An 18,363-nucleotide genomic window follows, 5' to 3' on the forward strand; every position below is an offset into this window, starting at 1 on the left:
CACCGTATGCCTTCTATCTTTTCTCGTATCGTATCGGGCGAGCTGCCCGCCTACAAAGTGGCCGAGGACGACCAGCACCTGGCGTTTCTGGACATTACCCCGCTGGTGGAAGGCCACACGCTGGTCATCCCCAAAAAGGAGGTCGACTACATTTTCGATTTGCCGCCCGCTGAGTTGGCCGCCCTGCACCAGTTTGCCCAGCGCGTGGCCAAGGGCGTGAAGGCGGCCGTAGCCTGCAAGCGGATTGGGGTAGCGGTAATCGGGCTGGAAGTGCCCCATGCGCACATTCACCTGATTCCGATGAAGCAGGTTTCGGACATGAACTTTGCCAACCCCAAGATAAAAGTGGCCGATGCGCGCATGCAGGAGCTGGCCGCCGCCATTGCGGCCCAGGTACCGGGCGGCGCGGAAGGTGTCGCCGCTTCGGCTACCGCCCTGACCAGCAAAGCCAGCCGCGAAACCACCGAAGCCAACGATGCCCCAGCTACCTCCGACGCTACCCTGCAGCAGCTCCAGCAGCTAACCCAAGGCCTCGTGTACATGAGCGAATCGGATGCGCCGCTGAAGGCCGTGAGCTACCCCGCGCCGGCGGGCGCCGCTACCGATGCGGCCCTGGCCACGCTGGCCGGCGTGCCCGCGGATACGCCAGTGGAAAAGCAGGAGCTAACTTACTTTCTGCGCAACCACACCGCCGACAATGGTGTGCTGGGCAACCCGGAGCTGGCTAACCGCTTCAAAGCGCTACAGATGTACTTAAAGCAGGAGCTTAACAAGGTGCAAGTCTATCGTTTCGGGAGCGGTCCGCAGGTGCCGGTGCTGGTACTGGGCGAGGCCGAAGGTGGAAAGCTAGCTGGCTTCAAAACCGTGCTGACGGAAACCTAAACAAATGTAAGTGTCTGGCCCTACTGCGTCATTGCAACTCGCATACTACCAGCGGCCCGCCCCGAAACGGCGGGCCGCTGGCGTTGAATCCAGGAATTGGCTCATATCGGTTTTTAACGCTACAGTTTGCGCAAGCTGTAGCGTTCAGAACCGCGCCCCTGAGTAGCCGGCTGGTTGCCAAGCTGAGTGAAGATGGGTAACGTGGTCAGTTAGTCAATATCTGAGCGGCGGGCCAGGGCGGCTACCGCTAAGCCCATGAGGGCAATCAGGGTAAATGACACCCGCAAGTTGGTAGCGCCGGCCACCAGCCCGATGACAGGCGGGCCGAGCAAAAAACCGGCAAACCCAACCGTAGACACCGCAGCCAGCGCCACGCCCGGCGACATGGTTTTGGAACGCCCGGCGGCTCCGTACACCAGCGGCACCACCGACGACACCCCCAATCCTACCAGCATAAAGCCCAGGGTAGCAGCAACCACATTCGGAAAAGCCACCGCAATGAGTAAGCCCGCGGCTTCGAGCAAACCACTCAGCACCAGGGTACGCTGGCGGCCGAAGCGGTCCGCAAACCAATCGGCCACGAAACGGCCCGCCGCCATGGTGCTCATAAAGGCGGCAAACCCCACGCCCACTAGGTCTTTATCGGCCCGCACAATTTTGCCGAAGTATACCCCGCTCCAGTCAAACATGGTGCCCTCGCAGAGCAGGGAGCAGAAGGCCAGCACGCCCAGCAGCAGCAACGACTTGTCGGGGAGCACAAAAATCGGGGCATCCGCTTCCCGGGGCGCATCGGCCGGCAGCAAATACGGGCGGACCAGAAACACACTGCTGATGACCACGGCCGCCACCAGCAGAAAGTGGGGCAAGGGCGCAATGGCGTTGCTGATCATAAAGGTGCCGAGGGCCGCGCCCGCAAAGCCCGCCAGGCTCCACAAGCCGTGGAAGGCCGCCATAATGGACTTGCCGTACAGGGCCTCCACGCCCACGGCCTGGGTGTTAATGCTGATGTTGGCCATGTTGCTGGCCAGCCCGAACAAAACCAGGGCCCCCATCAGCAGCGGGATAGTAGTGGCCAGCCCCAGCAACGGCAGAAACGCCGCGTACAGAAACAGGCCCAGCACCGTGAGCAACCGGCTGCCAAAGCGGGCCACCAGCCACCCCGACAGCGGCAGCGAGGCCATGGAGCCCACGGGCACGGCCAGCAATACGCCTCCTAGCTCGGTATCGGAAAGGCCGAGCTGCTGCTGCACGGTAGGAATGCGCGCCGCCCACGTGGAAAAGCACAGGCCCTGCAGCAAAAACGCGGCGCTAACGGCCAGGCGGTACGTGCGGTGGGGCCGGAGCAGAGACGAAGTAAGGGTCGGAGCAGGCATAGGAAACGGTTGGCAAGTCAAAAAAACACCCATTACACCCCGGTAGGGGCATAATGGGTGGGAGTTAGAGCAGAAGTAAGCGCGGTGGGGCGCGCCGGGGTAAAGATCAGCAAAACTGCGGAAGCCCTCTTGGTTTCTACTGCTGGCATGTACGCCCACCTACCCGAGAGGTTGCTGCCGAGGTTGGGGCCCGCCCGCGCTACCGCACCGGGCCCGTGTCAACGCGCGCTTCCAGCCGGTCTTGGACGGCCAGCGGAAGCTTACTGAGTAAATCCAGGCCGGAAGCGGCCTCAATGGCGTCCACGCTCACGCGGTACCGGCTCCAGTCGGGGCTCACCGACTGGTCGTTGGGCGTATCCACGGCTACGACGCGGGCTTGGCCGGCGGCGATGCGCTGCAGGTCGTTGCTGCCTTCTGGTAGCAGCACCAGCACCTTCCAGATGCGGGCGGGCACCGTTACCCGGCCCTGGTCGATGGTCGTTAGTTTGCCGTTCTGGCCGGTGCCGCCCTTGCCGTAGCTGCCCATGATAACGTAGATTTCCTGACCCTGGCGCACTTGGTCGCGGCCCCATTCCTCCAGGGCGCTCCAGGTGCGCTGGTTGTTGTTGCCGGCCTGCGGAATCATGTTGGTCATCAGGAAGGTAGCCGAGTTGTCGTCCAGGTCCGTGGTGCGGTCGGCGCTGGGGCAGTTGTGGCCTTTGTCGAAGCCGGAGCCCGCGTAGGAGTTGCGCGACACCTGGTAAAACTGGCGGGGCAGGGCCGGGTCGGGGCGGAAGTCATCCTGGCGGGGAGCCGCGCCCATCCAGGCCCGGTTCAGGTGCCAGCTAACCCAGGTGGGCGTACCGCGGAGGGCGTTGTAGCCAATAGTGAACTGGGGCTTGATGAGCAGGTAGTTGGTGGGCGTGTTTACGTCCGGGGTGGCGCCGCTGGGGTTGCCTAGGGCCAGGTTCTCGTCGCGGCCCATTACTACGGCCTCGGCCTGGGCGGTAGTGCTGGGGGGTAGGCTGGGTGCTGGTGGGGTAGGGGCTGAGGGAGCCGGGGCCACCCCACCGCCGGCCACCCCACCGCTGCTTGCTTCCAGGGCAATGTCGTCGATGTTCAGGCGGCCCGTACCCCCATCGGTCTTGCGGATTTCCAGACGCAAGGGGCCGGCCGCTCCGCCCTGAAACGTCGTTACAATGAGCCGCGGCCCCTGGGCCCGCACCGGCTGCCCGATGCGCCGAAACGTGCGGCCCTGGTCTAGGCTGCCCCACAGCTCCCAGGTGCTGGCCGGGTCGTTGCCGTAGGCGGCGCTTTTGATGCGGATGGTTTGCACGCCACTTGGGGCATCAAAGTTCATGCGCAGCCGCCCCTGCCCGCGCAGGCGCGCCGCGCGCTGCCCGTTTTTGTGGTCCTGTTCAGAAGAGCCGATCAGGGCATCCTCGAAGTGCCAGGATCCGGAGCTTAGGTTTTCATCGGCAGTAGCGTAGGCTCCTTTCTCGGCCGACTCAAAGGTTTCCGGGAAGCGCCCCATGTCCGACTGCACTGGCTGAGCAGCCGACGGGTTGGCCGGGGGCGTGCGGGCCGTTTCGGGGGAGTTTTGGGAGCAGCCCAGCGTGGTCAGGCTGAGCAGCAGAGCGAAGGAAAGCAAGGGAGCGGGGCGTGAAAACATAAACAGCGGTACAAAATGCGCAACGAATGTAGTGCAGAAGCTGAGCATTCCGCGCCGAGTTACCAGCGGGGAATATCGTGCCGTGCGCAGGCAACTAACTACCGTGCAGGTTGGATTCCCTGCGCGTTCTGTGAACTTGCAGATCTTATTCCTAGTTACGCCGCCCCTGCTGCCATGTCCGCTACCCCTCCTTTTCCGGCTACTGAGTCGCCTTCCGCCACGGAACTGCTCGATGATGTGCTGTTCGTGTCGCTGACGGGCGTGCTGTTCTACCAGCCGGTGTATGCCCCTGGCACCCCAGAAATCGTTGATTTCCGGTGCGTACGCCTTAACCAGGCGGCCCAGCGGATGCTGGAGCTGACGGAGAAAGTCGGCTGGACCCTGCTTTCCCAGTATCCATCCTGCCAGCAGAACGGCGTGTTTACCTATTACTGCCAGGCCTTTGAGAACGGGCAGGCCGAACGCTTCGATGTCAACTACCAAGCCGACCGGCTGGATAATTTTTTTCACCTGGTCGCCCGGCGTAGCGGCAGCTTGCTAGTGGTCAGCTTTACTGATACCGCCGACCAGAACCGCAGCACCGTGGAGCAGGTGCTGCGGGAAAGTCACGCCCGGGAGCGGCAGGCCCGCGCCGATACCGAAACCCAACGCCAGCGCCTGCACGATATGCTTATGCAACTGCCCGTGTGCGTGGCCATCACCCACGGCCCCGACCTGGTGTTTGAGTTGGTAAATCCGCACTACCAGCAACTGTTTCCGGAGCGTGTTATGCAGGGCTTGCCCCTGGCCGTGGCTTTACCTGAGCTCAGGAGTCAGGGTATATATGAGGTGCTGGCCCACGTGTACCGCACCGGGGAGCCATATTACCACCAGGAACAGGAAACCTGGGTTGACTTAACTAAATCGGGGCGGCTGGAAAAGCGCTACTTCAACGTGTTTTTCCAAGCCCTGCGCGATGCGGATGGGAGCATTTATGGCCTGCTGAATTTTGCCAACGACGTAACGGAGCAAGTAACTGCCCGCCGGCAGGTGGAGCTGCTGAATCAGGAACTGGCCATTTACAACGAAGAGCTGCAAGCGGCCAACGAGGAGTTCAGCATCAACAACACGGAGCTGGCAGAGGCGCAACGCAGCCTGCTGAACCTAAACCAGGAACTGGAGGCGCGCGTGGAGGTGCGTACGACCCAGGTAGCGGAAGCTCTACGCAAAGCCGAGCAGCAGGGCCAGCTGCTGGAGCAGCAAAAGCAGTTGCTTCAGCATATCCTAAGCCAGGTTCCGGCCTCCATTGCCACCCTTGCCGGCCCTGAGCATCAGTACACTTTTTTCAATAGCAGCTACTACGTGCTAACTGGGCAACGGGCCCAGCGTGGCTTGTCTGTGGCCGAGGCCCTGCCGGAAGTAAACGCACAGGGGTTTGTGCGCCTGCTAGATAAGGTGTACAGCACGGGCCAGCCTTTTGTAGGGGTAGAAGCGCCCGTACTGCTGTACGACCCAGTCAGCAACGCGCCCCGGCAGCAGTACATCGATTTCGTGTACCAGCCCTTGGTAACGGAGCAAGGCAACACCCAAGGAATTCTGGCCTTTATTGTGGATGCCACCGATAAGGTACTGGCCCGCCGGGAGGGGGAGCGTAGCCAAGAGCTGCTGCAACTGGCCTTGACGGCCGGCCAGATGGGAACCTGGCACCTGGATTTGCGCACGGATGCCTCCGAGCGGTCCTTGCAGCACGATCAGCTGTTTGGTTACGCCACGGCACAGGCCGAGTGGGGCCTGGAACGGTTTATGAACCACATAGTACCCGAGCACCGGCCGCTGGTAGTAGCAGCATTTGAGGAGGCCCGTCGTACGGGGGCGTTGCAATTTGAAACCCAGATTGTCCGCCTCGATGGGCAGCGCCGCTGGATTGAAGTGCGAGGCAAGGTCTTCTACGCCGAAGATGGGGAAGCCCTGCGTATGGCGGGCGTTGTGACGGAGATAACTGCGCGCAAGGTAGTGCAGCAGCAGCTACAGCTTCTGACGGACGAGCTGGAAGCAACCAATGCCAAGCTGGAAGGCAGAAACCAAGACCTGCTACTAACCAACCAGCAGCTCAAGCGCACCAATGTGGACCTGGACAACTTTATTTACACGGCCTCCCACGATCTGAAAGCGCCTATTCTCAACATTGAAGGGTTGCTGAACGCCTTGCAGGATAGCCTGCCTTCTACCCCCGATACCCCAGAGGTAACCCAGATTCTGGAGCTGATGTACGGGTCAGTGGAGCGCTTTAAAACCACCATTGCCCAGCTCACCGACGTGGCCCGCCTCCAGCAGGAATACGCCCAGCCGTCTACGGAGGTAGCCCTGGCTCCGGTGCTGGAAGGCGTACTCCTGGACCTGGCGCCCCTGCTTCAGGAAACTGGCGCCCAACTGGAGCTGCACGTGGAGGATTGCCCCATGGTGGCCTTTTCCGAGAAAAACCTACGCTCCGTGGTGTACAACCTCATCAGCAACGCCGTGAAGTATCACCACCCCGAGCGGGTGCCGCGGGTGCAGGTGCAGTGCCGAACGGAGCCGCAGTTTCTGGTGCTGGAAGTGCGGGATAACGGCCTGGGTCTAGACATGGCCAACGGGCAAAAGCTATTCGTGATGTTTCGCCGCTACCACGCCCACGTCGAGGGCACAGGTATCGGGCTGTACATGGTTAATAAAATGGTGGAAAATGCCGGCGGCCGCATTGAGGTAGCCAGCACGGTTGGGGAGGGCTCCACGTTTTCCGTGTACCTGCCGCGGTAGGAAGGCGCTTGGGCTGGCTGCTGGGCAGGCTTGCCAGCGTAGAAGTGTCTTAAGAGGGATAGAGAAGCTGTAAAGAACTGATTTTCAGTGTGAAAATAGAAGGCCGTGTAGTGTGCTGTCAGGCCGCTGCTGTAGCGGAAAACTTAAATTTTCAAGTCTGAACTGCCCACCTGTTATCCTTGCCCGATTGGCTTGCGTAGGCAGTACTTCCCTGCGGCCCCGGCCTCATCCGCCGTCCTGCCGCATCTGCTACCAACTTTCACGGCAATGACCAAAACCATCTTTATTGCCTCGGCTGAGCCGTACAGCGGCAAATCGTTGCTGGCTCTGGGCCTGGTGAACCTGCTGCTGGGCCAGGCCCAACGGGTGGGCTACTTCAAGCCCATCATTGCCGGCGACCAGCCCCAGGACCCGCACATTGCTACCGTGCTCAGCTACTTCAAGCTCCCGCTGGCCTACGAGGATACCTTTGCCTACACCCGCCCCGAAGCGCTACGTTTGCTGGAGGCCGACGCCCAGGGCGAGCTGATTGACACCGTCATTCACAAGTACAAGCTGCTGGAGGAACAGTACGATTTCACGGTGGTAGAAGGCAGCGACTTTGTGGGCCCCGGCGCCGCGTTTGAGTTCGACGCCAACGTGTCCATTGCCAAAAACCTGGGCGTGCCGGTGCTGATGGTGGTGTCGGGGGAAGGCAAAACTACGGCCCAGGTAGTCAGCACGGTGCTTACCGTGCTGCGCAGCTTCGAGGCCCGGGAAGTGCAGGTGCTGGCCGCCGTAGCCAACCGCATCCGGCCCGAGCAGGCGGCAGACGTGCGCGAATTGCTGCGCGCCCAGCTGCCGGCAGAAGTGCTGCTGGCCGTCATTCCCGAGGATGTAAACCTGCTGCACCCCACCATGCGCGAAATTCAGCAGGGGCTGGGCGGCAAGGTGCTGCTGGGCGAGGCCGAGCTGGGCAACCAGGTCGATAACTACGTGATTGGGGCCATGCAGCTGCCCAACTTCCTGAACTACCTCAAGGAAAACGTGCTCATCGTAACCCCCGGCGACCGGGGCGACATCATCATTGGGGCCCTGCAAGCCAACCTCTCGGCCAGCTACCCCCGCGTGGCCGGCATTGTACTCACGGCCGGCTCGGAGCCGGAGGAGCCGGTGCGCCGTCTGATTGCAGGCCTGCAAACGGTGGTGCCCATCCTGGCCGTGCCCACCGGCACCTTCGAGACGAGCACCCGGGTAGGGGCCATCAAGTCGCGCATCTCGCCCGACAATCCGCAGAAGATTCAGCTGGCCATCCAGACGTTTGAGCGCTACGTGGACGTGCGCGCCCTGCAGGAGCGTATGGTCAGCTACCAGCCCGAGGGCATCACGCCCCACATGTTCCAGTACCGGCTGCTGCAGTGGGCCAAGCGGAAGCGCCAGCACATTGTGCTGCCCGAGGGCAACGACGACCGGATTCTGCGCGCCGCCGCCCTGCTCCTGCACCAGGACATTGTGGACCTGACCATTCTCGGCAACCCCCAGGAGGTAGCGGCGTCGGCCAAACGGCTGGGCCTGCACCTGCCCGTCGGCGAGCATTTGCAGGTGCTGGACCCGGTGAGTTCCAGCTACTACCCCGGCTACGTGCAGGCTTTTTATGAGCTGCGCCGCAGCAAGGGCGTAAACGAGGACATGGCCCGGGACATGATGCGCGACGTGTCGTACTTCGGGAGCATGATGGTGCACCAGGGCCACGCCGACGGCATGGTGTCGGGGGCGGTGCACACCACCCAGCACACCATCCGGCCGGCCCTGCAGTTCATCAAAACCAAACCGGGCGTGTCGGTGGTGTCGTCGGTGTTCTTTATGTGCCTGCCCGACCGGGTGGCCGTATTCGGCGACTGCGCCGTGAACCCCAACCCCACGGCCGAGCAGCTGGCGGAAATTGCTATTTCCTCGGCCGAAAGCAGCCAGGCCTTCGGCATCGAGCCCCGCATTGCCATGCTGTCCTACTCATCGGGCACGTCGGGGGCGGGGGCTGACGTGGAGAAGGTGCGCCAGGCCACGGAGCTGGTCCGGCAGAAGCGCCCCGACCTGAAAGTGGACGGTCCCATTCAGTACGACGCCGCCGTGGACCCCATCGTGGGCCGCCAGAAATTGCCCGACTCGGAAGTAGCCGGCCAGGCCAGCGTGCTCATCTTCCCTGATTTGAACACGGGCAACAATACCTACAAAGCCGTGCAGCGCGAAACCGGGGCCCTGGCCATCGGGCCGGTGCTGCAAGGCCTCAACAAACCCGTGAACGACCTAAGCCGCGGCTGCACCGTCGACGACGTGTACAACACGGTCATCATCACGGCCATCCAGAGCCAGCAGGGGTAGAGAACAGGCCGTTGGCCGGCGGCAGCGGGGGAAACGCTGCTACCTCGTTTACTTTCCTTGTAGCTTGCAGCCTGGTAAAACGGGTAGCAAGCCCCCATTTTTTCACACCGCAACAGCGCAGTCAATCCAACCTATGCCTTCAGGACTTTTTGCTTTACTAGATGATATTTCGGCTTTGGTGAAAGTCAGCGCGGCCAGCCTCGACGATGTGCCGGCGCAGGTAGCCAAAACCACCGGCAAGGTGTCCGGCATCGTGATAGATGATACGGCCGTGACGCCCAAGTACGTCGTGGGCCTGGACCCCTCCCGGGAGCTGTCCATCATCTACCAGATTGCCAAGAAATCCCTCATCAACAAAATCCTGATTTTAAGTCCGGCGGCCTTGGTGCTGGGGTATTTCGCGCCCTGGGCCATTACGCCGATCCTGATGCTGGGCGGGGCCTATCTGTGCTTTGAGGGCTACGAGAAGGTGCATTCCATGCTGAGCAAGCACGACGAGGTGCACGCGGAAAGTGAGCAGGTGAAAGCCATTACCCCGGAGGAGCTGGAGAAAGAGCGGGTTACGGGCGCCGTCAGAACCGATATTATTTTATCGGCCGAAATCATGGCCATTGCCTACAGCCAGGTAACCGGCCAACCCATAGCCAACCAGATTCTGGTGATGCTGGCCGTGGCGGTGTTTATTACCGTGGCCGTGTACGGCTTTGTGGGCCTGATTGTAAAAGCGGACGACATCGGCCTGCACTTGGCCGGGGAAAAGTTCGGCCCCGCCACCCAGAAAATTGGGCGCGGCATCGTCAAGTTTATGCCCAGCTTCCTGCGGGTTCTGAGCTACGTAGGCACGGCGGCCATGCTGTGGGTAGGGGCCGAAATCATTGCCCACGGCATCCCCTTCACCGCCCACTTACTGCACGACTTAGAGCAGGCCCTGGCCAACGTGCCGGCCCTGGCCTGGCTTGCCAAGGTGCTGGCCTGCGGCATTGGCGGCCTTATCCTGGGCTTCTTTATCGACCAGGTGGTACGGCTGGTGAAGAAGGTATGGCCCACCAAAAAGGAGGCGCCCACAGCGTAGTACATCACTTTCCGAGGAGCGGGCCTGGCTTTTTAGCTCTTGTATTCTTTGGTTGACTTTCTGCTTCTCCTGCATGAACATATTCGTCGTTAACTCGGGCAGCTCCTCCATCAAATACCAGTTGTTCCGGTGGCCGGCTCAGCAGCCGGTGTGCAGCGGCCTAGTGGAGCGCATCGGCTACCCGAATGCCACCATCACCCACAAAGTGTTTACCGCTGCTGATGCGCCCCAGGAAACCCGGCGGACCCTGGCCCTGCCCGACCACGAAGCCGGCCTGCGCGAAGTGGTGGCCCTGTTAACCGACGCAGCGCACGGCGTACTCCGCGACCCGGCGGAGGTGGAGGTAGTGGGCCACCGGGTGGTGCACGGCGGGGAGAGTTTCGCGGCTACCACCCAGATAAACGAAGAAGTAAAGGCCGAAATCCGCCGCTTGTTTGCCCTGGCGCCCCTGCACAACCCGGCCAACCTGCTGGGCATCGACGTGGCGGAGCGCATCTTCCCCCGGGCCCGCCAGATAGCCGTGTTCGACACCGCTTTCCACCAGACCCTGCCCGAGCACGCCTTTCGCTACGCCCTGCCCGAGCAGCTCTACACCGAGGAACGGGTGCGGGTGTACGGTTTCCACGGCACCAGCCACCAGTACGTAGCCCAGCAGGCCGCTACCTACCTGGGCCAGCCCGATGCCCGCCTCGTGACCCTGCACCTGGGCAACGGCTGCAGCGCCGCCGCCGTGCACGCGGGCCGCTGCCTCGATACCAGCATGGGTTTCGGCCCCCTGACCGGGCTGGTGATGGGCACCCGCACCGGCGACCTGGACCCCTCGGTGGTCTTGCACCTGATGGGCCAGCTGGGTTACTCGGCCGAGCAAATCAGTACGCTGCTGAACAAGGAAAGCGGCATGCTGGGCCTCACCGGCCTCTCTGACATGCGCGACATCACCCGGGCCTTGGAGCAGGGCGACGCCCGCGCTACCCTGGCCTACGACCTCTACGCCTACCGCATCCGCAAGTACATTGGGGCCTACGCGGCCGCGCTGGGCGGGCTAGATGCGGTAGTATTCACGGCCGGGGTGGGCGAAAACGACGCCCTGGTGCGCCGTAAAGCCTGCGAGGGGCTGGCATTTCTGGGTATTGAGCTAGAGGAGCAGGAAAACCAGCAGCGCCGCCCCGGCATCCGGGAAATCAGTAAGCCAGGTGCCCGCGTGAAGGTGCTGGTGGTGCCCACCAACGAGGAGCTGGAAATAGCGCGTCAGTGCGCCGCGCTGCTGGCAGGGTAGGGGCTTACTTGTGGCCCTTGGCCTGTTTCATCTGGGCCGCTAGGGGTAGGCTCGACATGGCTAGAATGGCGTTGTCGTTGCTCCAGGAGGCGCAGGAAAGGGCCACCTGCCGGCCCTGCCACTTGCAGCTGAAGCCTTCCATCTTGCCTGGTCCGTACACCTGCTGGAAGGTAGGCAGCACGCGCGGGGCGTGTTCGGCCCCCTTCACGATGATAGTCACGGCGGCAAACTGGCCCCGAAAAAACTTGTAGTGAATGCGCGTAGCCGAAAACGAGCCCAGCCGCAAATCCTCATCGGTGCGCTCGTAAATCTTTTCGTCGCCGCCATCCCTGACGAGGCGCAGGTGCAGGGCCTCGGTAAGTGGAGCGCCAAAGCGCAAGCCCCGAAAACCGTTGCTCTCATCCAGCCGCTGCACCGAGCCGGCTTGCTGAGCATGTAAGGAAAGGGGCAGGAAAGCCAGCAGAGCCAGGCCACCAAGACGTTTCATAAAAAGCAGCGGAAGGAAAGAAAGGTAGGCCAGTTATGTCGAGTAAAACGACTGAATGCCGCTAAGCAAACGTCAAGCCAGCCAAAATAGTACCACCTTCCATCAGGCATGTGGTTGGATAAAGAACGTCTTGTAGAGCCGGAGGCGAAGCCGCTCGCGGCTGAGGTTGCAGTAGAGTAACTAGACATTAGCCAAGCGAGATGGGAACGACGAATAGTAGAGTTAGAAAGCTCTTTCCCCTCCTTGGGAAGGAGGGGAAAGAGCCTTGGCTTTAATCCGCCGCTGTAGGTAGTAGTCACATTATCAGTGCCTAATATGCCACGGCAGGACAGTAGCGCTGAAAGATGGATGTACTATTACCTCTTTCTACCAGCTCCTGGCTAGCCTCGCAGAAAGTCGGGGTAGACCTGCAGGCACACGGGGGAGGTCATATCCACGCTGATACCGGCGGGGGTGAGGCGGCCGGTGCGGGCATCGGCGAAGTAGGTAACCACTGTATCGGACTGCTGGTGGGCCACCAGCACTACCCGCCCGCTGGGGTCGAAGGTGAAGCTGCGGGGCGTTTTGCCGGGGAGCATCACGTGCTCCACCAGCGTGAGGCGGCCGCTGCTGGGGTCGATGGCGTACACCACCAAGCTGTTGTGCCCGCGGTTGGAGCCGTACAGGAACTTGCCATTGGGCGACACATGCACGTCGGCGCAGGCATTCCACTCGGTAAAGCCGGCGGGTAGCGTGGTTATCGTCTGAATTTCCCGGAACGTGCCCCGGCTGGCATCGTAGGCCAGGGCCGTCATGGTGGAATCCAGCTCGTTGATGAGGTAGGCCAGGGGCTTGCTAGGGTGGAAGGTAAGGATGCGCGGCCCCGCGCCGGGCTTGGCCTGGTGGGCCGGAGCGGGCAGGCGCTGCAGTTGGCCGCCGGGGGCCAGGGTGTAGCCGTATACGGTATCGTTGCCCAAATCCACGGCAAACAGAAACTTGCCGCTAGGGTCGGGGAGCATGCAGTGGCCGCGCGGATTCGTTTGGTTTTTGTGCGGACCGTGGCCCGTGTGCTGGTCCACCGAAGAAGCTGGCTGCAGCTTGCCACCTTCCCCGAGAGGTAGAGCCGCCACCGTGCCGTTGCCGTAATTCGCTACCAGCGCGTGTCGCCCCGACTTATCCAGGCTGATGTAGCACGGAATAGTGCCGCCCGAGGCCTGCTGGTTCAGCAGCGTGAGGCCCCCGCTTTGCTGGTCGATGGCAAAGGCGCTGACGCCGCCGTTGGGCGTGCCCTGGTAATTATCGATTTCATTGACGGCGTAGAGGGTGCGGTGCCTGGCATCCACCGTCAGAAAAGAAGGGCTGGCGCCACCCCGGGCCCCCGTTACCCGCGTCAGGCCCCCCGTGGCCGGCTCCAACCGATACAGCCAGATGTTATCCTGGTCGGCGGGGCCGTAGGTGCCCACGTACACCAGGTAGCTTGTGGCGGCAGTGGAACTTGACCCAACCCGGGCGCAGGCCGCGAGCAGGGCGCTACCGGCTAGCCCGGCGCTAAGCATTTGGAGGAAGTGGCGGCGGCTGCGGGAAGGCTGGGGCATGAGCGAGGTAAAAAGTAATTAGGATAGGAAGAATGTAAAAATGGGATATAAATGTGGCATGTTGCTGCTTTCGGCAACGCCCGGCGGCAATCCACGTCCTTGTCCGCTACCTTGGCACCTGAACTACCCCCTTTTACTGTATTTATGACGAATTCCTACCCCTCCCGGCTGGTGCTGGCAGCGGCCGTGGCGGGCCTAGCGGCTTTCAGCGCCTGCAATTCCAACACCAAGCCCACTTCCGGTACGCCCGAAACCGTGGATGCCGACTTCGACCGGTACAAGCAGCGCTTCATTGACTCGCTGTGGTACTACAACCCCGAATGGGCCTCTTCCGCCGGCTACCACCGCTACGATTCGCTGCTGGTGATTCCTAACGCAGGCCGCCGCCAGACGGAAGCTGCCGCCCTCGCCCGCCGCCGCCAGGAAATGGAAATTTTCAAGGTCGAGGACCTCTCGGTCAACAACCAGACCGACTACCGTCTGCTGCAGAACTACCTGGCCTCGGCCCGCTTCTACGCTGACACCCTACGCGACTGGCAGTGGAACCCCGCAAACTATAACCTGGGTTCCTCGGTGGCGGAAATCCTGAACGGGCGCTACCACCCGCTGGACCGTCGCCTGCGCGCCATCAGCACCAAAATCAGCCGCGCCGCCGACTACTACGAGGCTGCCAAGCAGAACATCCAGACGCCCACCCGCGAGCATACCAACCTGGCCATTCTGCAAACCCAGGGCGGTTTGGCCGTATTCGGGCCGGCCCTGCAGGATTCGGTGGCCAAGTCGGGCTTGTCGGCCCAGGAGAAAAAGGACCTAACCAGCCGCATTGCTACCACCCGCCTCGTAATGGAAGGCTACGTGCGCTTTCTGCAGCAGGAGGTGCTACCGGCCGGTAAGTTCCGCTCCTTCCGCATCGGCAAGCCCCTGTTTGACCGCAAATTTGCGCTGGATATTCAGTCGACCTACTCCGCCGACCAGGTGTACCAGAAGGCCCAGCAGCACCGCCGGGAGCTGCTCCGCGACATGGGCCGCCGGGCTACCCGCCTCTGGCCCAAGTACTTCCCTGGTCAAGCCATGCCTGCAGATTCAGTAGCCCTGATTAAACAGGTTATCAGTAAGCTATCCGAAAAGCACGCTACCCCCGCCGGCTTCGTGCAGGCCGTGAAAGACCAGATGCCGACCCTGGTAAAGTGGGTGGATGACCACCAGCTGCTCACCCAGGACCCCACTAAGCCCCTGGTGGTGCGCGAAACCCCGCTCTACATGCGCGGCAGCGGCGCCGGCGCCAGCATTTCGGCCCCCGGCCCCTACGACAAAGCCGCCAACACCTATTATAACGTGGAGCCCCTGGATGGGCAGCCGGCGGCCCAGGCCGAAAGCTACCTGCGCGAATACAACCAGTACACCCTCCAGATTCTCAACATCCACGAGGCCATTCCGGGCCACTACACCCAGCTGGTGTACGCCAACCGCAGCCCCTCGCTGGTGAAATCCATCTTCGGCAACGGGGCCATGATTGAGGGCTGGGCCGTGTACACCGAGCGCATGATGCTGGAAAGTGGCTACGGCGGCAACACCGACGAAATCTGGCTGATGTGGGACAAGTGGAACATGCGCGTGACCCTGAACGCCATCCTCGACCACGACGTGCAAGCCGGCACCATCACGGAGGCCCAGGCCGTGGCCCTGCTCCAGCGCGACGGATTCCAGGAAGAAGCCGAGGCCCGCAACAAATGGCGCCGCGCGACGCTAAGCCAGGTGCAACTGAGCAGCTACTTCACCGGCTCTACCGAAATCTATGATTTGCGCCAGGAACTGAAAAAGCAGCAGGGAAGCAAATTCGACCTGAAAACCTTTCACGAGCAATTCCTGAGCTACGGTAGCGCCCCGGTAAAATATATCCGCCAGATGATGCTAGGCGATAACTAAGGCGGGTAGTTTCTCGTTTTAGGAATCAAAAAATGAGCCCTGGAAAGATTTTTCAGGGCGAATTTTTTCTCTGCCGGAGAAGTTTGCGGGCAGTATGGGTTCCCAGACTACCTGCTTACGTAGCATGCATTGTATGAAAGTTATTGACACCAACGACGAAGGTCTGCGCACCCTTATTCACGACTACCCCCGGGTACTGGCCAAGTTTACTTCAGAAAACTGCGCCGTTTGCGACCTGTTGGCTCCTCCCTTCGAGCAGTTCTCTGTGGATTCACGCTTTTTAACGACGGTTTTTCTTCGCCTGGATGCCGATGAAAACCCCGTGGCCCGCAAAATGATGGATGCCAAAGTGGCCCCGTTTTTCGTGGCTTACTGCCGCGGACGGTTGGTGGAGTGCGACACGTTGCGCACAGAACAGGAAGTGCTAACCATGCTAACCCATCTGCAAACCTGCACTGATGCCGTTGAGGTAGCCCAGTAATGCCCCGGGCAGCGCTGGCGGCTTTGCTGCCTGCTTAAGCGTGCAGTTAGCGCACTTCAGTAGAAACGGCAGAGCTTGTTTTAGTATGCCCCGTGCATAAAACAGGCACGAAATAGTCACTAAAGTCTGTCATCCGGAGCCCCGCGAAGGACCTTGTCACCCGAGAACGAGCCGTAACAACGACAGCTCTTCAGGCGGGGCAAGAATCTACGCCGGGCCCAGGATGACAGACTTTTTTGTGCGCTCATCAGACCTTCTGGTTTGCTTCTGCTAGGAAACCAGGGGTAGCAGTTGGGAACAAGCGTGGCATACTTGCCGGGCGCTCGTAGCTTCGCGGCTATGTTCTTTATTCTGTCCAAACTCCTCGATTTCCTGATTTCGCCCCTGGTATGGGTGGTAGCAGTGCTGGTACTGGCGGCCGTGCTGCGTCGCTCCAAGTGGGGGCCACGGCTGCTGCTGTTGGGGGTAGCTTTGCTGCTGGTGCTAACCAACGGCGCCCTGGTTAACGAAGCTCTGCTGGCCTGGGAAATTCCGCCCGTAACGCTCACCCAACTGGGCCGCCACGATGCGGGCGTACTGCTGACGGGCATCACCAAGGGCCGCAAGTCGCCCCACGACCGGGTGTACGTGGAGCAGGGCGCCGACCGGTTGCTGCACACGTTGTGGCTGTACCGGGCCGGGCGCATCCGCAAAATCATTGTATCGGGCGGTTCGGGAGCCTTGGGCGGCGTCAGGACCCGCTCAGAGGCCGAGGAATTAGGCATCCTGCTGCGGCTGGCGGGCGTGCCCCGGCAAGACATTCTGCTGGAAACCCGCAGCCGCAACACCCGCGAAAATGCGCTTAATACCCAGGAAGTCCTGGCTCAACACCCGGAAATCAAATCGATTGTGCTGATTACGTCCGCTTTTCACGAGCGCCGCGCGGTGGGGTGCTTCCGCAGGGTAGGCTTGGCTCCCGCCGTCTTTCCGGCATCCTACTACTCCTCTGACCGGCAGGCTACGCTCACGTACTGGCTGATTCCCAGCGACGATGCCCCGCGCCTGTGGAGCATCCTGATTCATGAGATGGTAGGCTATGCCGTGTACCGGGTTCAGGGGTATGTGGCCTAGCCGCAACCGGCCGCGTTAGGTGCCGCTGGGCCCAAACCGCTCCGTCCGAATGGCTTCCGGCGGTACTCCCAGGGCCGCCAGCCTGCTTGCAGCTGCCTCCACCAGTCCCGTTGGCCCGCAGATAAAGCACGCCGGCGCGGCGCTGAATCGGTTAAGAACTTCCGTGAGCAGTCCGGCATCCAGGCGGCGCTGGTAGCCGGTCCACTGCGGCGGTGCGGCGCGGGTAAACGTAAGCAGCAGCGTAAACGAAGCATCCGCCGCGGCCATGCTCAGCAGCTCCCGGTGGTAGATTACGTCCTGGGGAGTGCGGACGCTGTAGAGCAGCACCGTGGGGTTGCGCAAGCCCCGGCGCTGCCGATGCCGCAGCATCGCCATTAGGGGCACCACGCCCGAGCCACCCGCCACCAGCAGTAACGGCCCGGCCTCGGGGGTAGCCTCCCACACGAAATACCCGCCAATCGGGCCGCGCACTTCCAGTTGGTCGCCGCTCTCAACGCCTTCGAACAGGTAGCTTGAAACCTCACCGTCCTCCACCAGTTCCACGGTAAGCGCAATCTGGCCGGTTTGCTCGGGTGGGGAAGCCACGGAGTAACTGCGCTGGGCCTGGTAGCCATCCGGAGCAGTAAGGCGCAGGGTGTAGTGCTGGCCGGGTTGGTGGGGCGTCCAGTGGGGTAGGCGCAGGAGGAAGATTTTCACGCGCGGGGTTTCCGTGACTACCTTTTCTACGGTGGCCAACTGCCAGTCCAGGCGGCTCATCGGGTGCCGGCGGCCAGGTCCTCATCATCGTCGAGGTAGCGCTGCTCCTTCCACGGGTCGCCGTACATGCTGTAGCCGGCCCGTTCCCAGAAGCCGGGGGCATCCTCGGCCCGCAGCTCCAGGCGCTGCACCCACTTGGCGCTTTTCCAGAAATAGAGGTGGGGCACCACCAAGCGGGCCGGGCCGCCGTGGTCAGGAGTCAGAGGCTGCCCATCGTATTGTAGGCCAATAAAGGCTTTACCGCCCGTCAGGTCGGTCAGGGGCAGATTGGTGGTGTAGCCCCCGTAGCAGTGGGCCATCACGTAGTGCGCCTCCGTAGTGGGTCCGGCCAGTTCGAGCAGCGTATCCAGGCTCACGCCGCGCCACTGGGTGCCAAACTTCGACCATTGCGTGACGCAGTGGATATCGACAGTGAAATCCTGCTGGGGCAGGGCGTTGAACTCAGCCCAGCTCCACTGCTGCGCGCTGCTCACCAGCCCGTCCAGTCCGAAGGACCATCGGTCAAGGCTAAGTCGCGGAGTGGGTCCGGCGCTGAGCACCGGAAAATCCTGGGTTTCGTACTGGCCCGGGGGCAGCACGTGGGCAGTAGCGGGGCGCTTGCGCTGGAAGCCGCGGTTGAAAAAGGAGTTCTGCATAAAAATC

At 61.8% G+C, this 18,363-nt stretch carries 14 protein-coding genes; 8 read left to right on the plus strand and 6 right to left on the minus strand.

From position 1 onward, the window contains the following. Nucleotides 1-6 precede the first annotated feature (6 nt). A complete protein-coding gene (locus IEW18_RS21955; RefSeq protein WP_188557564.1) occupies nt 7-882 on the plus strand; it encodes a nuclease A inhibitor family protein in 876 nt (291 codons plus the stop codon). 209 nt (nt 883-1,091) lie between these two features. On the opposite strand, the gene IEW18_RS09320 is transcribed toward IEW18_RS21955, so the two are convergent. Next, on the minus strand, nt 1,092-2,255 hold the full coding sequence (locus IEW18_RS09320) for an MFS transporter (RefSeq protein WP_188557565.1): 1,164 nt from the start codon (nt 2,253-2,255) through the stop codon (nt 1,092-1,094). Between the two features lie 199 nt (nt 2,256-2,454). Further along, nucleotides 2,455-3,906, minus strand: coding sequence for a DNA/RNA non-specific endonuclease (locus IEW18_RS09325; protein ID WP_188557566.1), 1,452 nt, complete (start codon nt 3,904-3,906; stop codon nt 2,455-2,457). 174 nt (nt 3,907-4,080) lie between these two features. Between IEW18_RS09325 and IEW18_RS09330 the strand changes: the two genes are divergently transcribed. The 4 genes from IEW18_RS09330 (at nt 4,081) to IEW18_RS09345 (ending at nt 11,387) form a co-directional block, all read left to right on the plus strand. Beyond that, complete coding sequence (locus IEW18_RS09330; protein ID WP_188557567.1) at nt 4,081-6,681, plus strand: PAS domain-containing sensor histidine kinase; 2,601 nt, start codon at nt 4,081-4,083, stop codon at nt 6,679-6,681. Nucleotides 6,682-6,948: 267 nt separating this feature from the next. Continuing rightward, nucleotides 6,949-9,039, plus strand: coding sequence for a phosphate acetyltransferase (gene pta / locus IEW18_RS09335; protein ID WP_188557568.1), 2,091 nt, complete (start codon nt 6,949-6,951; stop codon nt 9,037-9,039). A gap of 133 nt (nt 9,040-9,172) precedes the next feature. After that, nucleotides 9,173-10,111, plus strand: coding sequence for a DUF808 domain-containing protein (locus IEW18_RS09340; protein ID WP_188557569.1), 939 nt, complete (start codon nt 9,173-9,175; stop codon nt 10,109-10,111). Between the two features lie 73 nt (nt 10,112-10,184). Beyond that, a complete protein-coding gene (locus IEW18_RS09345) occupies nt 10,185-11,387 on the plus strand; it encodes an acetate/propionate family kinase (RefSeq protein WP_188557570.1) in 1,203 nt (400 codons plus the stop codon). Between the two features lie 4 nt (nt 11,388-11,391). Here the strand turns inward: IEW18_RS09345 and IEW18_RS09350 are convergent, their stop codons facing one another. Both IEW18_RS09350 and IEW18_RS09355 read right to left on the minus strand, forming a co-directional pair. Continuing rightward, nucleotides 11,392-11,874, minus strand: a complete 483-nt coding sequence (locus tag IEW18_RS09350; RefSeq protein ID WP_188557571.1) for a hypothetical protein — start codon at nt 11,872-11,874, stop codon at nt 11,392-11,394. Nucleotides 11,875-12,254: 380 nt separating this feature from the next. After that, nucleotides 12,255-13,448, minus strand: coding sequence for a lactonase family protein (locus tag IEW18_RS09355; protein WP_188557572.1), 1,194 nt, complete (start codon nt 13,446-13,448; stop codon nt 12,255-12,257). Nucleotides 13,449-13,592: 144 nt separating this feature from the next. Here IEW18_RS09355 and IEW18_RS09360 point away from each other — a divergent pair, with 144 nt between their 5' ends. From IEW18_RS09360 to IEW18_RS09370, 3 genes are all read left to right on the plus strand, one after another. Then, entirely contained in the window at nt 13,593-15,374 is a 1,782-nt protein-coding gene (locus IEW18_RS09360) for a DUF885 domain-containing protein (protein WP_188557573.1), read from the plus strand. 133 nt (nt 15,375-15,507) lie between these two features. Next, complete coding sequence (locus tag IEW18_RS09365) at nt 15,508-15,855, plus strand: thioredoxin family protein (RefSeq protein WP_188557574.1); 348 nt, start codon at nt 15,508-15,510, stop codon at nt 15,853-15,855. Between the two features lie 339 nt (nt 15,856-16,194). Then, nucleotides 16,195-16,965 carry a YdcF family protein gene (locus IEW18_RS09370; RefSeq protein WP_188557575.1) on the plus strand — a complete coding sequence of 257 codons (771 nt, stop codon included), beginning with the start codon at nt 16,195-16,197 and terminating at the stop codon, nt 16,963-16,965. A gap of 15 nt (nt 16,966-16,980) precedes the next feature. Here the strand turns inward: IEW18_RS09370 and IEW18_RS09375 are convergent, their stop codons facing one another. Both IEW18_RS09375 and IEW18_RS09380 read right to left on the minus strand, forming a co-directional pair. Further along, a complete protein-coding gene (locus IEW18_RS09375; protein ID WP_188557576.1) occupies nt 16,981-17,721 on the minus strand; it encodes a ferredoxin reductase in 741 nt (246 codons plus the stop codon). Next, nucleotides 17,718-18,356, minus strand: coding sequence for a sulfite oxidase-like oxidoreductase (locus tag IEW18_RS09380; protein WP_188557577.1), 639 nt, complete (start codon nt 18,354-18,356; stop codon nt 17,718-17,720). The genes IEW18_RS09375 and IEW18_RS09380 overlap by 4 nt, the downstream gene beginning before the upstream one ends. Between the last annotated feature and the right edge of the window lie 7 nt (nt 18,357-18,363).

The organism is Hymenobacter glacieicola (genome assembly GCF_014640315.1).
GTDB lineage: Bacteria > Bacteroidota > Bacteroidia > Cytophagales > Hymenobacteraceae > Hymenobacter > Hymenobacter glacieicola.